The organism is Streptomyces sp. BK022 (genome assembly GCF_004217355.1).
GTDB classification, from domain to species: Bacteria; Actinomycetota; Actinomycetes; order Streptomycetales; family Streptomycetaceae; genus Streptomyces; species Streptomyces griseoluteus.
The window spans coordinates 979,676-993,946 of sequence record NZ_SHKU01000003.1 but is presented as its reverse complement, the minus strand read 5'-3'; the positions used below and the strand labels follow the sequence as shown (position 1 = coordinate 993,946).

The window sequence follows — 14,271 nt, the reverse complement described above, 5'->3', positions numbered from 1 at the left end:
GGGTGTCCGCGCTGCACAACGAGCGGGAGCGGGAAATGGGTACTGCCGTACGGGGAAAACGCGTTGGAGCGGTGTCCGGGCGGCACTACCGTCGCCGGGATGAGTGGGACGTGGACGGTGGGGCTGCCCGGTGAGCGGGTGCTGCTGCGCGAGCCGGGCCCGGCCGACGAGGCGGCGCTGCTGCGGCTATTCGAGGAGTGCGAGGACTGGTTCACGGCGGCGACGGGTCTGCCGTCGGCGCCGGGCGATGTGCAGAGCCTGTACTACGCGCTGCCCGAGGGCGCGGACCCCGGCGACAAGGTGCTGCTCCTGGTGGAGCGGGGCGGCGAGGTCGCGGGCCTGGTGGACGCGGTACGGGACTGGCCCGGACCGGGCGCGGTCGCGGTGGGGCTGTTCCTGCTGGCGCCGTGGGCGCGGGGCCGGGGTCTGGGGCGGGCGGTGGCGGAAACGCTGCTGGGGCGGGGCGCGTCCCGTGTCACGGCGACGGTGCCGGCCGGGTGGAAGGCGGGTGAGCGCTTCCTGGAGCGGCTCGGCTTCGCTCTGGAGGCGCCCGGGGGTGTGCTGCGCCGGGCGGAGTGGCTGCGGAGGTCCTGAGCCGCACCGCCCGGCGTGCCGGGCTTACTCCCCGCGCACCCTCAGCGCGCGGGCCAGGTCGTCGAGTTCGTCGGCGAGCTTGCGCCGCAGCGCGGGTACCGGGTCGGCGTCGCGCAGGCACGCCTGCCCGAGCGCCAGGTTCTCGGGGTCGACGGCGTGGTGCGGGAAGGCCCAGGCGCCGGCGGCGGTGGCGATGGCGGGCCCGCGCCGGGCGGACACCGCGACCGCCTCGTCGTAGTAGCGGGGTACGTATTCCCTGACCAGGTCGGCCTGTTCGGGCTGCCAGAAGCCCTGGGCGGTGGCCTTGAACAGGTAGTTGGAGAGGTCGTCGGTGGCGAACATCGACTCCCAGGCCCGCCGCTTGGCCTCCGGGTCGGGCAGCGCGGCGCGGCAGCGGGCGGCGCCCTCCTGGCCGTTGGCGGAGGGGTCGCGCTCCAGTTCGGCGGCGATGGCGGTCTCGTCGGTGGCGCCGAGCACGGCGAGCCGGCCGAGGATGCGCCAGCGCAGCTCGGGGTCGAGTTCGGGCCCGCCGGGCACGGTGCCGTCGGCGAGCCAGGCGGCGATGGTGTCGGGGTGCGCGGCGACGTCGATGAAGTGCCGTACGGCGACCAGGCGCAGGCCGGGGTTGTCGCCGTCCTCGGTGCGGCGCAGCAGGTCGCGGCAGAGCGAGCCGAGGGTGGCGAGGGCCGCGGGCCGCTCCTCGGGGGTGAGGTAGCGGTCGGCGATGTGGGTGCCGGCGAAGGCCAGGACGCCCTGGACGAGGGCGAGGTCGCTCTCCAGCGGCAGGTGGGCGCGGGCGGTCTGAAGGTAGGCGGTGGGCGGGAGTCCGCCGTCGCGGACCGCGTCGCGCAGGGCGTTCCAGGCGACGGCGCGGGTGAGCGGGTCGGGCAGGCCGGAGAGGCTGGTGCGCAGGGTCTCGAAGGACTCGGGGTCGAAGCGGACCTTGGCGTAGGTGAGGTCGCCGTCGTTGAGGAGGAGCAGCGCGGGCCGCTTGCCGAGCGGCTGGGGCGTGGTCTGCGGAACGTCGAGGCCGACGTGCTCGCGCAGGGTCAGGCGGCCCTCCTCGGTGAGGTCGTGGTCGTAGAGGCCGGCGGTGACGCGGTGCGGGCGGCTGCCCTCGTGCTCGACGGTCAGGACGCGTTCGCCGTCGGTGGTGGTGAGGCGGGGGGTGAGCTTGTCGACGCCGGTGGTGCGCAGCCAGGCGTCGGCCCAGGCGGGTACGTCGCGCTCGGTGGCGGAGGCGAGGGAGTCGATGAAGTCGGCGAGGGTGGCGTTGCCGAACCGGTGCCGCTCGAAGTGGGTGTTGATGCCGGCCAGGAAGTCCTTCTCGCCGAGCCAGGCGACCAGCTGGCGCAGGGCGGAGGCGCCCTTGGCGTAGGAGATGCCGTCGAAGTTGAGCAGCGCGGCGGCGGTGTCGTCGACGGACTCGGGGGCGACGGGGTGGGTGGAGGGGCGCTGGTCGGCGTCGTAGCCCCAGGACTTGCGGGTGACGCCGAACTCCACCCAGGGCTGGGTGAAGCGGGTGGCCTCCAGGGTGGTCTGGTAGCCCATGTACTCGGCGAAGGACTCGTTCAGCCAGATGTCGTCCCACCACTTGAGGGTGACGAGGTCGCCGAACCACATGTGGGCCATCTCGTGCGCGATGACCATGGCGCGGGTCTGCCGCTCGGTGTCGGTGACGGCGGAGCGGAAGACGAACTCGTCGCGGAAGGTGACGAGTCCGGGGTTCTCCATGGCGCCGGCGTTGAACTCGGGGACGAACGCCTGGTCGTAGGAGTCGAAGGGGTAGGGCTCCTCGAACTTCTCGTGGTACCGGTCGTAGAGGGCGCGGGTGATGTCCAGGATCTCGTCGGCGTCGGCGTCGAGGTGGGGGGCGAGCGAGCGGCGGCAGTGGATGCCGAAGGGCAGGCCGCGGTGCTCGGTGCGTACGGAGTGCCAGGGGCCCGCCGCGACGGCGACGAGGTAGGTGGAGACGAGCGGGGTGGTGGCGGCGCGCCAGCGGCCCGCGCCGAGGTCCTCGGTGACGCCGTTGGCGAGCACCTGCCAGCCCTCGGGGGCGGTCACGGTCACGTCGAAGACGGACTTGAGGTCGGGCTGGTCGAAGGCGGCGAAGACGCGCTGGACGTCGTCGAGGAAGAGCTGGGTGTAGACGTAGGTCTCGCCGTCGACGGGGTCGGTGAAGCGGTGCATGCCCTCGCCGGTGCGGGAGTAGCGCATGACGGCGTCGACGGTGAGTTCGTGCTCGCCCGCGGTGAGGTTCTTCAGCGGCAGCCGGCTGCCGTCGAGGGTGGCCGCGTCCAGGGGCTGTCCGTCGAGGGTGACGGCGCGCAGCTCGGCGGGCTTCAGCTCGACGAAGGTGTCACCGTCCGTGCGCGCGGTGAACCGGATCGCGGTACGGGAGCCGAAGGTCTCGTCACCGGTGGTGAGGTCGAGATCGACGGTGTAGCGGTGGACGTCGAGGAACTCTGCTCGGGCTTGCGCTTCGTCGCGCGTCAGTACGGACATGGGGGCCATGCTGCCCGATCGCCCCCGGCGGCCGACAGGGGCGGTTCGGTACGCGGCTTATGTCCGGCCCCACGCCGGGCGTACGCGGGTCAGGGGCGGATGTGGGCGGAGTCCTCGGCGATGCGCTCGTGGTGCCGGATCACCTCGGCGACGATGAAGTTGAGGAACTTCTCGGCGAAGGCGGGGTCGAGGCGGGCGTCCTCGGCGAGGCTGCGCAGCCGCTCGATCTGGCGGGCCTCCCGGCCGGGGTCGGCGGGCGGCAGGTGGTGGCGGGCCTTGAGGCGGCCGACCTGCTGGGTGGCCTTGAAGCGTTCGGCCAGCATGTGGACGACGGCCGCGTCGATGTTGTCGATGCTGGCCCGCAGCCGCTCCAGTTCCTCGCGGGCCTCGGGGTCGACGTCACCGGTGCCGGTGTTGCTGATGGTCATGGGCGTCAACCCTACGGGGCGCGGGCGGGATGCGGTGGCGGTGGGCGGTCCTACAGTGGGAGGGGGTGTTCCGGGCGACCTTCGGGGGTGCGGGCGTGGTGGCAGGCGGACCGGTGGAACACGGCTTCCCGCACCTCGGGACGGTGCGGTCGTCGGTCACGGCGCTGTACCGGCGGCTGTCGGAGGACGGCCTGCGGACCTTCGGGGCGAGCGTGGCCCCGGCCGACGTGGCGTTCGGCGACGAGGAGGACCTGCATCTGGGCGCGCAGCGGGTGGCGCGGGAGCTGGTACGGCACTTCCGGCTGCCGGACGCGCGGCTGATCGTCTGCTTCCGGGAGATGACGCACGCCGCCGATGTGGAACTCGCGGCGGGCCCGGAGTACTTCGTGGAGCTGAACGACCGATTCCGCGCGCACCGGCGGGACATCGGCGCGGCCCTCGCCCACGAGGTGGCCCATGTGTACCTGCACCGGCTGGGTCTCGCGTTCCCCACGACCGCGGAGAACGAGATCCTCACCGACACGGTGACCACGTACCTCGGCGCCGGCTGGCTGCTGCTGGACGCCTACCGGGAGCACGGCGAGGCGTCGCAGAAGCTCGGCTACCTCACCCCGGAGGAGTTCGGCTACGTCCTGGCGAAGCGGGCGGCGGTCTTCGGGGAGGACCCGGCGGTGTGGTTCACCAGTCCGCAGGCGTACACGGCCTACGTCGCGGGCCGGGACCGGGCGCGGGCGGACGAGCGGCGGGCGCCGCTCGCCGGGGCGGGCTGGGCGGCCCGGCGGCGCTACGCCCACGACCGGCGTGACACCGCCCGGCAGGACAGCGGCCGGCCCCGTCCGGATTCCCCCTACGAGTTCACCCCGGACGGCGCGGGACTGAAGGTGGCCTTCCCGTGCCCGGTGTGCCACCAGCGCATCCGGGTGCCGGTGCGGGGCCGGGTCAAGGCCCGCTGCGGGCTGTGCCGGACGGTGCTGGAGTGCGAGACCTAGGCCCTGGTCCGGTTCAGTCCGGGAGGCGGTCCAGCAGCCAGGTGCCGAGTTCCTCGGTGACGGCCGTGTGCGCGGTGGTCGTGGAGGAACAGACGAAGTCGTCGGCCTCGCTCTCGTCCGGGTCGACGTCCTCCACGCTCAGGTAGAGGTCCTTCTGCTGGTCCAGATCGCGCAGGGCGACCGCGCTGACCGTGGGCACGAAGCAGGTCTCCGCGTGCCGCAGATCGACCTGCGCGCCGGCCTTCCTCAGGGCGTCGGCGAGGGTGCCGTAGGAGCGCAGGGTGCCGCCGGGGGCACCGTCCGTCTCGGGGAGGTCGCCGGTGGTGATCGTCTTCTCGGAGGCGGGGAAGCGGCGCTTCAGCTCGGCGACGGTGACCTCGCGGCCCTGCGCCTGGGCGGAGAAGGCGGTGCCGGGGTAGACCCGCTCCGACCTCAGCACCGTCCCGCCGGGCGGGACGGCGGTGCCGATGCCGTCGCCGCGGCCGTTGGCGAGGGCCAGGAGGCGCGGGAGGCGCGGCCAGCCGCCGACGTCGGCCAGGCGCCGGAGGAACTCGCGGCGCTCGGGGGCGATGCCGTTCTGGCCGGTCATCGCGTCGTAGTGGCGCCAGAGCGTCTGGCGGGCGGCGGGGCTGCTCATCTGCCGGGCGAAGTCGTTGGGCACCGGGATGAAGTGCGCGAACGCCTGGAGGCCGAGGGGGATGTAGGCGCCGCGGTGCGGGGTGTCGTAGGAGAAGTACACGGCGGTCTGGTGGTCCATGCCCTCGTGCTCCATCCTGGCGAGCGCGTAGCGGGTGACCAGGCCGCCCGTGCTGAAGCCGCCCACCGTGAGGCGGGCGGAGCCGAGCCGTTCGGCGATGGTCCGCAGCACGGCCTCGGTGACGGTCCGGGCGTTGTCGGGGATGGAGGCGCTGCGCTCGTCGAAGCCGACCAGGATGACGTCGCGGCCCCGGCGGCGCAGCTCGGTCAGGAGGGGGAAGTCGGTGTCGAGGCCCGCGTGGAGCCGGGTGAGGTCGCTCTTGCCGAGGCCGAAGCCGTCGGCCACGACCACCGGGCGGACGATGCCCCGGTTGCGCTCACCGTGGTGGACGTGGGCGAAGCCGCCCCGGAGTGTCCACTTCTCGTCGGGCTCGGGGGCGGTGTACCCGGCCGGGGGCACGGCGGCCAGCGGGCCGGTGAGGGTGAACTCCCCGACGCCGTGCTCCGCCTGCTCGTTCTGCTCGGACATGGCCGTCTCCTCCCGACCACGCGGGCGCGTGGGTCGGGACATCATCAGCACGCCCCTCGGAGCTGCCCGAAATGCCTCGCCGGTGCGTTCATGCCTAAGAGTGCGCGGCGAGCGAGGCGCTGACGCGGCGTCGGGAAATCGGTTGATCACAGCCGGGGGCGCGGCCATCCTGCGATGATCCGATATTTTGTTCGCCGCCGTCCCCACCGGCTCACCTTCGACACCCCCCTTTTTCTCTAAGGAGCCGGCCGTGACCGCCGAGTCCGCCGTGACCACGTGCTTCCGTCATCCCCTGGTGGAGTCGCACGTCCGCTGCACCCGCTGTGACCGCTACATCTGCCCGGACTGCATGCGCGAGGCGTCGGTCGGCCACCAGTGCGTGGAGTGCGTGCGGGAGGGCGCCCGCTCGGTGCGGCAGGCGCGGACCGCGTTCGGCGGCCGGATCAGTACGTTTCCGCTGGTCACCTGGGTACTGGTGGCGCTGAACGTGCTCGCCTACCTCGCGGAGCTCGCCCGGCCCTCGGTCGTGGACCGGTTCGGGATGCTGGGCGCGGGCCTGGTGGGCCCGGACGGCGGCCACTACCTGTGGCAGTACCCGTACGACTCCGTGCTGACCCCGGAGGGGGTGGTGGGCGGCCAGTGGGAGCGGCTGCTGACCGGCGCGTTCCTGCACATGCCGCCGGACGACGGGATCGGCGTGGTGCACATCGTGCTGAACATGGTGGCGCTGGTGAACGTCGGCCGGGTGGTGGAGACCCAGCTCGGCCGGGCCCGCTATCTCGCGCTGTACCTGCTCTCGGCGCTCGGCGGCTCGGTCCTGGTGCTGCTGATCGCGCCGGACGTGCCGACGGTGGGCGCCTCGGGCGCGGTGTTCGGCCTGGGCGCGGCGTACTGGGTGATGGGACGGCGGCTCGGCTACGACATGCGGTCGGTCAACCAGTACATGACGGGCCTGCTGATCTGGCTGGTGGTCTCGGCCTTCGCGACCTCCTGGCAGGGCCACCTCGGCGGTCTGCTCGCGGGCGCCGTGGTCACCCTCGCCTTCGCCTACGCCCCGCGCGGCGAGCGCCGCACGCTGATCCAGTGGGCCGTGTGCGCGGGCCTGCTGGTCCTGCTGCTGGCGCTGGCGGCGGTGAAGGTGGCGACGCTGACCAGCGGCACCTACTGACAAGGCGGCGGCGCCTGCCCGGGCGTCCGGTCGGGGACTGTCGGGCAGGCGCCGTCTGATGTTCCGTACGCCGTTGTACGGCACACCGGGTGTGAGGGTGTCAGACCGCCAGGGCGCGGTCGGTGGGGCGGATCGGGGCGGGCAGCTCGCTGGCCCCGGTGAGGTGGCGGTCCACCCCGCGGGCGGCGGAGCGGCCCTCGGCGATGGCCCACACGATGAGGGACTGGCCCCGGCCCGCGTCACCGGCGACGAAGACACCGGGCACGTTGGTCTGGAAGTCGGCGTCGCGGGCGATGTTGCCCCGCTCGTCCAGCTCCAGCCCGAACTGGTCGACCAGGCCGTTCTCCCGGTCGGTGCCGGTGAACCCCATGGCCAGGGTGACCAGCTGGGCCGGGATCTTCCGCTCGCTGCCCGGCTTGGGGGTCAGCTTGCCGTCGACGAACTCCACCTCGGCCAGGTGCAGCGCCTGGACGTTGCCGTCCTCGTCGCCCTCGAAGTGGGTGGTGGAGACGGCGTAGACCCGCTCGCCGCCCTCCTCGTGGGCGCTGGTGACCTTGTACAGCATGGGGAAGGTCGGCCAGGGCTGGTTCAGCGGGTGCCGCGCGTCGTTCGGGCGGGGCATGATCTCCAGCTGGGTGACGGAGGCCGCGCCCTGGCGGTGGGCGGTGCCCACGCAGTCGGCGCCGGTGTCGCCGCCGCCGATGACCACGACGTGCTTGCCCTCGGCCGTGATCGGCGGGGCCACGAAGTCGCCCTCCTGGACCTTGTTGGACAGCGGCAGGTACTCCATGGCCTGGTAGATGCCGGTCAGCTCCCGCCCGGGGACGGGGAGATCGCGGGCCGTGGTCGAACCGGCGGCGATGACGACCGCGTCGTACCGCTTCTTCAGGTCGCCGGCCTTGAGGTCGCGGCCGATCTCCACGCCGGTGCGGAACCGGGTGCCCTCCGCGCGCATCTGCTCGATACGGCGGTTGATGTGCCGCTTCTCCATCTTGAACTCGGGGATGCCGTACCGCAGCAGGCCGCCGACGCGGTCGGCGCGCTCGTACACGGCCACCGTGTGGCCGGCGCGGGTGAGCTGCTGGGCGGCGGCGAGGCCGGCCGGTCCCGAGCCGATGACCGCGACCGTCTTGCCGGACAGCCGCTCGGGGATGCGCGGGGCCACGTCCCCGGTCTCCCACGCCTGGTCGATGATCGAGACCTCGACGTTCTTGATGGTGACCGGCTGCTGGTTGATGCCCAGCACACAGGCCGACTCGCAGGGCGCGGGGCAGAGCCGCCCGGTGAACTCGGGGAAGTTGTTGGTCGCGTGCAGCCGCTCGGAGGCGGCCGCCCAGTCCTGCCGATAGGCGTAGTCGTTCCACTCCGGGATCAGGTTCCCGAGCGGACAGCCGTTGTGGCAGAACGGGATGCCGCAGTCCATGCACCGGCTGGCCTGCTTGCCGATGATCGGCAGCAGGGCGCCGGGGACGTAGACCTCGTTCCAGTCCTTGACGCGCTCGTCGACAGGACGGGTCCGGGCGACCTCGCGGCCGTGGTTCAGAAAGCCCTTGGGATCAGCCATTGGTCGCCGCCTCCATCATCTTCTCGGTGATCTCGGTCTCGGAGAGACCGGCTCGCTCGGCGGCGTCCTTGGCGGCGAGCACTGCCTTGTACGTGCGGGGGATGATCCTGCTGAAGCGCTCCACGGACCGGTCCCAGTCCGCGAGGAGCTTCGCCGCGACCGTGGACCCGGTCTCCTCGGCATGGCGGCGCACCACGTCGTGCAGCCAGGTCCGGTCGGCGTCGTCCAGCGGCTCGACGGCATCCGCGTTGCCCGCGTTGACGTTGTCCGGGTCGAGGTCGACGACGTACGCGATGCCGCCGGACATGCCCGCCGCGAAGTTGCGGCCGGTCGGGCCGAGGACGACCGCGTGACCGCCGGTCATGTACTCGCAGCCGTGGTCGCCGACGCCCTCGGAGACCACCAGGGCCCCGGAGTTGCGGACGCAGAACCGCTCGCCGCTCCGGCCGCGCAGGAACAGCTCGCCGCCGGTGGCGCCGTAGCCGATGGTGTTGCCCGCGATGGTGGAGTACTCGGCGAGGTGGTCGGCCGCCCGGTCGGGGCGGACCACGATCCGGCCGCCGGAGAGGCCCTTGCCGACGTAGTCGTTGGCGTCGCCCTCCAGGCGGAGGGTGACTCCGCGCGGCAGGAAGGCGCCGAAGGACTGGCCGGCCGAGCCGGTGAAGGTGATGTCGATGGTGTCGTCGGGCAGGCCCGCGCCGCCGAACTTCCGCGTCACCTCGTGGCCGAGCATGGTGCCGACCGTGCGGTTGATGTTGCGGATGGCGACCTGGGCGCGCACCGGGTGCGCCTCGGTGGCGTCGGTGGCGGCCAGCGCGTCGGCGGCGAGCCTGATCAGCTCGTTGTCGAGCGCCTTCTCCAGTCCGTGCTCCTGGGCGACCACCTGGTGGCGGACCGCGCCCTCGGCCAGCTCGGGCACGTGGAACAGCGGCGCCAGGTCCAGGCCCTGGGCCTTCCAGTGGTCGACCGCACGCTCCACGTCGAGCACCTCGGCGTGGCCGACGGCCTCCTCGATGGAGCGGAAGCCCAGCTCGGCCAGGAGCTCGCGCACCTCTTCGGCGATGAACCGGAAGAAGTTGACGATGTACTCGGCCTTGCCCTCGAAGCGCTCGCGGAGCACCGGGTTCTGGGTGGCGATGCCGACCGGGCAGGTGTCCAGGTGGCAGACGCGCATCATCACGCAGCCGGAGACCACCAGGGGCGCGGTGGCGAAGCCGAACTCCTCGGCGCCGAGCAGCGCGGCGATGACCACGTCCCGGCCGGTCTTCAGCTGGCCGTCGGTCTGGACGACGATCCGGTCCCGCAGCCCGTTGAGCAGCAGGGTCTGCTGGGTCTCGGCGAGGCCCAGCTCCCAGGGGCCGCCCGCGTGCTTGAGCGAGGTGAGCGGGGAGGCGCCGGTGCCGCCGTCGTGACCGGAGACCAGCACCACGTCGGCGTGCGCCTTGGACACACCGGCCGCGACCGTGCCGACGCCGACCTCGGAGACCAGCTTCACGTGGATGCGGGCCGAGGGGTTGGCGTTCTTCAGGTCGTGGATGAGCTGGGCGAGGTCCTCGATGGAGTAGATGTCGTGGTGCGGCGGCGGCGAGATCAGGCCGACGCCGGGCGTGGAGTGCCGGGTCTTCGCCACCCACGGGTACACCTTGTGGCCGGGGAGCTGGCCGCCCTCGCCGGGCTTGGCGCCCTGGGCCATCTTGATCTGGATGTCGTCGGCGTTGACCAGGTACTCGGAGGTGACGCCGAAACGGCCGGAGGCGACCTGCTTGATGGCGCTGCGCCGGGCCGGGTCGTACAGCCGCTCCGGGTCCTCGCCGCCCTCACCGGTGTTGGACTTGCCGCCCAGCTGGTTCATGGCGATGGCGAGCGTCTCGTGCGCCTCCTGGGAGATGGAGCCGTACGACATGGCGCCGGTGGAGAAGCGCTTGACGATCTCGGAGACCGGCTCGACCTCGTCCACCGGGACGGGGGCGCGGCCGGAGTCGAAGCCGAACAGGCCGCGCAGCGTCATCAGCCGCTCGGACTGCTCGTTCACCCGGTCGGTGTACTTCTTGAAGATGTCGAAGCGGCCGGAGCGGGTGGAGTGCTGGAGGCGGAAGACCGTCTCCGGGTCGAAGAGGTGCGGCTCGCCCTCGCGGCGCCACTGGTACTCGCCGCCGATGTCGAGCGTGCGGTGCGCGGGCGCGATGCCGCTGGCCGGGTACGCCTTGGCGTGCCGTGCGGCGACCTCACGCGCGATGACGTCGATGCCGACGCCGCCGATCTTGGTGGTGGTGCCGTCGAAGTACTTCTCCACGAAGGCGTCGTCCAGGCCGACGGCCTCGAAGACCTGCGCGCCCCGGTAGGAGGCGACGGTGGAGATGCCCATCTTGGACATCACCTTCAGCACGCCCTTGCCGAGGGCGTGGATCAGGTTGCGGATGGCCGCTTCCGGCTCCATGCCGGGCAGGAAGGTGCCCGCGCGGACCAGGTCCTCGACGGACTCCATCGCCAGGTAGGGGTTGACCGCGGCGGCGCCGTAGCCGATCAGCAGGGCGACGTGGTGGACCTCGCGGACGTCACCGGCCTCGACCAGCAGGCCCACGTGGGTGCGCTGCTTGGTGCGGATGAGGTGGTGGTGGACGGCCGCGGTGAGCAGCAGCGACGGGATCGGGGCGTGCTCGGCGTCGGAGTGCCGGTCGGAGAGCACGATCAGCCGGGCGCCGTTGTCGATGGCGGCGTCCGCCTCGGCGCAGATCTCCTCGATGCGCGCGGCGAGCGAGTCGCCGCCGCCGGAGACCCGGTACAGGCCGGAGAGGGTGGCGGCCTTGAAGCCGGGCATGTCGCCGTCGGCGTTGATGTGGATGAGCTTGGCCAGCTCGTCGTTGTCGATCACCGGGAAGGGCAGCACGACGGAACGGCAGGAGGCCGCGGTGGGGTCGAGCAGGTTGCCCTGGGGGCCCAGCGAGGAGCGCAGGGAGGTGACCAGTTCCTCGCGGATGGCGTCCAGCGGCGGGTTGGTGACCTGGGCGAAGAGCTGGGTGAAGTAGTCGAACAGCAGCCGGGGGCGCTCGGAGAGGGCCGCGATGGGGCTGTCGGTGCCCATGGAGCCGATGGGCTCGGCGCCCGCCTTGGCCATCGGGGCGAGGATGACCCGCAGCTCCTCCTCGGTGTAGCCGAAGGTCTGCTGGCGGCGGGTGACGGAGGCGTGGGTGTGCACGATGTGCTCGCGCTCGGGCAGGTCGCCCAGCTCGATCTCGCCGGCCTCCAGCCACTCGGCGTAGGGCTGGTCGGTGGCGAGGGACGCCTTGATCTCGTCGTCCTCGATGATGCGGTGCTCGGCGGTGTCCACGAGGAACATGCGGCCGGGCTGCAGGCGGCCCTTGCGGACGACCCTGGCGGGGTCGATGTCGAGGACGCCGACCTCGGAGCCGAGGACGACCAGACCGTCGTCGGTGACCCAGTAGCGGCCGGGGCGCAGGCCGTTGCGGTCGAGCACGGCGCCGACCTGGGTGCCGTCGGTGAAGGTGACGCAGGCGGGACCGTCCCAGGGCTCCATCATCGTGGAGTGGAACTGGTAGAAGGCCCGGCGGTCGGCGTCCTTCACGTTCATGGTGGCGTGGTTCTCCCACGCCTCCGGGATCATCATCAGCACCGCGTGGGGCAGCGAGCGCCCGCCGAGGTGGAGCAGTTCCAGCACTTCGTCGAAGGACGCCGAGTCGGAGGCGTCCGGCGTACAGACCGGGAAGGTGCGCGCGAGGTTGTCCTCGGTGCCGAACAGGTCCGAGGCGAGCTGGGACTCGCGGGCGCGCATCCAGTTGCGGTTGCCCTTGACGGTGTTGATCTCGCCGTTGTGGGCGACGAAGCGGTACGGGTGCGCCAGCGGCCACGACGGGAAGGTGTTCGTGGAGAAGCGGGAGTGCACCAGCGCGATCGCGGAGGCGAAGCGGCGGTCGGACAGGTCCGGGAAGAAGGGTTCGAGCTGGCCGGTGGTCAGCATGCCCTTGTAGACGATCGTCCGGGCGGACAGGGACGGGAAGTAGACCCCGGCCTCCCGCTCGGCGCGCTTGCGCACCACGAACGCCTCGCGGTCGAGAGCGATGCCCTCGCTGCCGCCGCCGGCGACGAAGAGCTGGCGGAAGACCGGCATGGTCGAGCGGGCGGTCGCGCCGAGCAGTTCGGGGGCGACGGGGACCTCGCGCCAGCCCAGGACGTCGAGGCCCTCCTCGGCGGCGATCGTCTCGATCCGTGAGACGACCTCGTCGGTGCCGGCCTCGGGCAGGAAGGCGATGCCGACGGCGTAGGAACCGGCGGCCGGCAGGTCGAATCCGGCCACCTCGCGGAAGAACGCGTCGGGCACCTGGGAGAGGATGCCGGCGCCGTCGCCGGAGTCGGGCTCGGAGCCGGTCGCGCCGCGGTGCTCGAGATTGCGCAGTACGGTCAGCGCCTGCTCGACCAGCGCGTGGCTCGCCTCACCGGTGAGGGTGGCCACGAAGCCGACGCCGCAGGCGTCGTGCTCGTCGCGGGGGTCGTACATGCCCTGCGCGGCAGGGCGGGCATCCATGAAGGACCAGGGGCGGTCGGTCACGGAGTGCGGGGACGGCTGGCGCGTCGTACGCATCGGCTCTCCCGTCGTCGTCAGTGGCGTGTGGCAGGTGCCGAGGGACGACGCTGGCCCTCTGCTGGTGCAAAATTTCGTGCAGGTTACATGATGGAACGCTTGTCGGGAACCGGATACTCCGTTCCACCATGCGGACGCCACAGGAGGCGCGGCGGGGTGCCGTGGGGTACGGCGAGCGCCGCTCGGGGCGGCGGGAAGAGCGGGGTTTCGCTGCGGGTCGACCGGGGTCCTGCGACTGGGCCGGACGGGTGGTGACCGGTCGGACCCAGCGGGCGGAAGAGGCGTCGTCGCCCGTCCCGCGAGTGCACCGCGGGCGCCGTTGCCCGCAGTGCTTACGGCTCATTCCCGACGGCCAAGCGTGCGAAACCCGCGAGTAACAATTATTTATGCGCGCCCCGGCATATGTCCAGGGTCTCTCAGCTCACAGCGGTGTCGAACAGGGTGCCGAGCGCGAAGGTGACCCCGGCCGCCGCACCACCGAGCGCGAGCTGGCGCAGACCGCTGAACCACCAGCTGCGGGCGGTCACCCGCGCGACCACCGCGCCGCAGCCGAAGAGCCCGGCGAGCGCCAGCAGCACGGCGGGCCACAGGGCGGTCGCGCCCAGCAGGTAGGGCAGGACGGGCAGCAGGGCGCCCAGCGCGAAGGAGCCGAAGGAGGAGACGGCGGCGGTCAGCGGGGAGGGCAGGTCGTCCGGGTCGACGCCCAGCTCTTCGCGGGCGTGGATCTCCAGCGCCTGCTCGGGGTCCTTCGAGAGCTGCCGGGCCACCTCGCGGGCGAGGCCGGGCTCGACGCCGCGGGAGACGTACAGCGCGGCCAGCTCATCCTGCTCGGCCTGCGGGTGCCTGCGCAGCTCGCGGCGCTCGACGTCCAGCTCGGCCTGGACGAGCTCGGCCTGCGAGGCGACGGAGGTGTACTCGCCGGCCGCCATCGAGAAGGCACCGGCCGCGAGCCCGGCGAGGCCGGTGATGACGATCGTCTGGTGACCCACCGAGCCGCCCGCGACGCCCGTCATCAGGGCGAGGTTGGAGACCAGGCCGTCCATCGCGCCGAACACGGCGGGACGCAGCCACCCGCCGTTGACGTCGCGGTGCGTGTGGTTGTCGCGGTGCGCCTCGTGCAGCGCGGCCCCGGTCTCGATGACGGCCATGAGGACCCCCGGTAAGCTGAGCCAAAGCTAACTTTGGACTGATTCTATTTTTT

The 14,271-nt window shown here is 72.2% G+C and carries 9 protein-coding genes; 3 read left to right on the top strand and 6 right to left on the bottom strand.

Annotation, left to right across the window (positions count from 1 at the left end; all coding sequences use genetic code 11):
* The first annotated feature begins 99 nt into the window (after window positions 1-99).
* On the top strand, window positions 100-594 hold the full coding sequence (locus EV284_RS16045) for a GNAT family N-acetyltransferase (protein WP_130334502.1): 495 nt from the start codon (window positions 100-102) through the stop codon (window positions 592-594).
* 24 nt (window positions 595-618) lie between these two features.
* Here the strand turns inward: EV284_RS16045 and pepN are convergent, their stop codons facing one another.
* Both pepN and EV284_RS16035 read right to left on the bottom strand, forming a co-directional pair.
* The gene (gene pepN / locus EV284_RS16040; protein WP_130334500.1) at window positions 619-3,099 is read right to left on the bottom strand and encodes an aminopeptidase N; all 2,481 of its coding nucleotides are present in this window, start codon (window positions 3,097-3,099) and stop codon (window positions 619-621) included.
* Between the two features lie 89 nt (window positions 3,100-3,188).
* Entirely contained in the window at window positions 3,189-3,527 is a 339-nt protein-coding gene (locus tag EV284_RS16035; RefSeq protein WP_130334497.1) for a chorismate mutase, read from the bottom strand.
* Between the two features lie 95 nt (window positions 3,528-3,622).
* Between EV284_RS16035 and EV284_RS16030 the strand changes: the two genes are divergently transcribed.
* A complete protein-coding gene (locus EV284_RS16030) occupies window positions 3,623-4,516 on the top strand; it encodes a hypothetical protein (RefSeq protein ID WP_130334786.1) in 894 nt (297 codons plus the stop codon).
* 13 nt (window positions 4,517-4,529) lie between these two features.
* Here EV284_RS16030 and EV284_RS16025 read toward each other — a convergent pair whose 3' ends face one another.
* Window positions 4,530-5,741: a hypothetical protein gene (locus EV284_RS16025; protein ID WP_130334495.1), complete on the bottom strand. Its 1,212-nt coding sequence runs from the start codon at window positions 5,739-5,741 to the stop codon at window positions 4,530-4,532.
* 250 nt (window positions 5,742-5,991) lie between these two features.
* Here EV284_RS16025 and EV284_RS16020 point away from each other — a divergent pair, with 250 nt between their 5' ends.
* Window positions 5,992-6,909 carry a rhomboid family intramembrane serine protease gene (locus EV284_RS16020; RefSeq protein WP_130334493.1) on the top strand — a complete coding sequence of 306 codons (918 nt, stop codon included), beginning with the start codon at window positions 5,992-5,994 and terminating at the stop codon, window positions 6,907-6,909.
* Window positions 6,910-7,009: 100 nt separating this feature from the next.
* Here the strand turns inward: EV284_RS16020 and EV284_RS16015 are convergent, their stop codons facing one another.
* The 3 genes from EV284_RS16015 to EV284_RS16005 form a co-directional block, all read right to left on the bottom strand.
* On the bottom strand, window positions 7,010-8,473 hold the full coding sequence (locus EV284_RS16015) for a glutamate synthase subunit beta (RefSeq protein WP_130334491.1): 1,464 nt from the start codon (window positions 8,471-8,473) through the stop codon (window positions 7,010-7,012).
* Window positions 8,466-13,070 (bottom strand): glutamate synthase large subunit, encoded by a 4,605-nt coding sequence (gene gltB, locus EV284_RS16010; protein WP_207229047.1) that lies wholly within the window; start codon window positions 13,068-13,070, stop codon window positions 8,466-8,468. Before gltB ends, EV284_RS16015 begins: the two co-directional genes overlap by 8 nt.
* A gap of 416 nt (window positions 13,071-13,486) precedes the next feature.
* The gene (locus tag EV284_RS16005) at window positions 13,487-14,218 is read right to left on the bottom strand and encodes a VIT1/CCC1 transporter family protein (protein WP_130334489.1); all 732 of its coding nucleotides are present in this window, start codon (window positions 14,216-14,218) and stop codon (window positions 13,487-13,489) included.
* Between the last annotated feature and the right edge of the window lie 53 nt (window positions 14,219-14,271).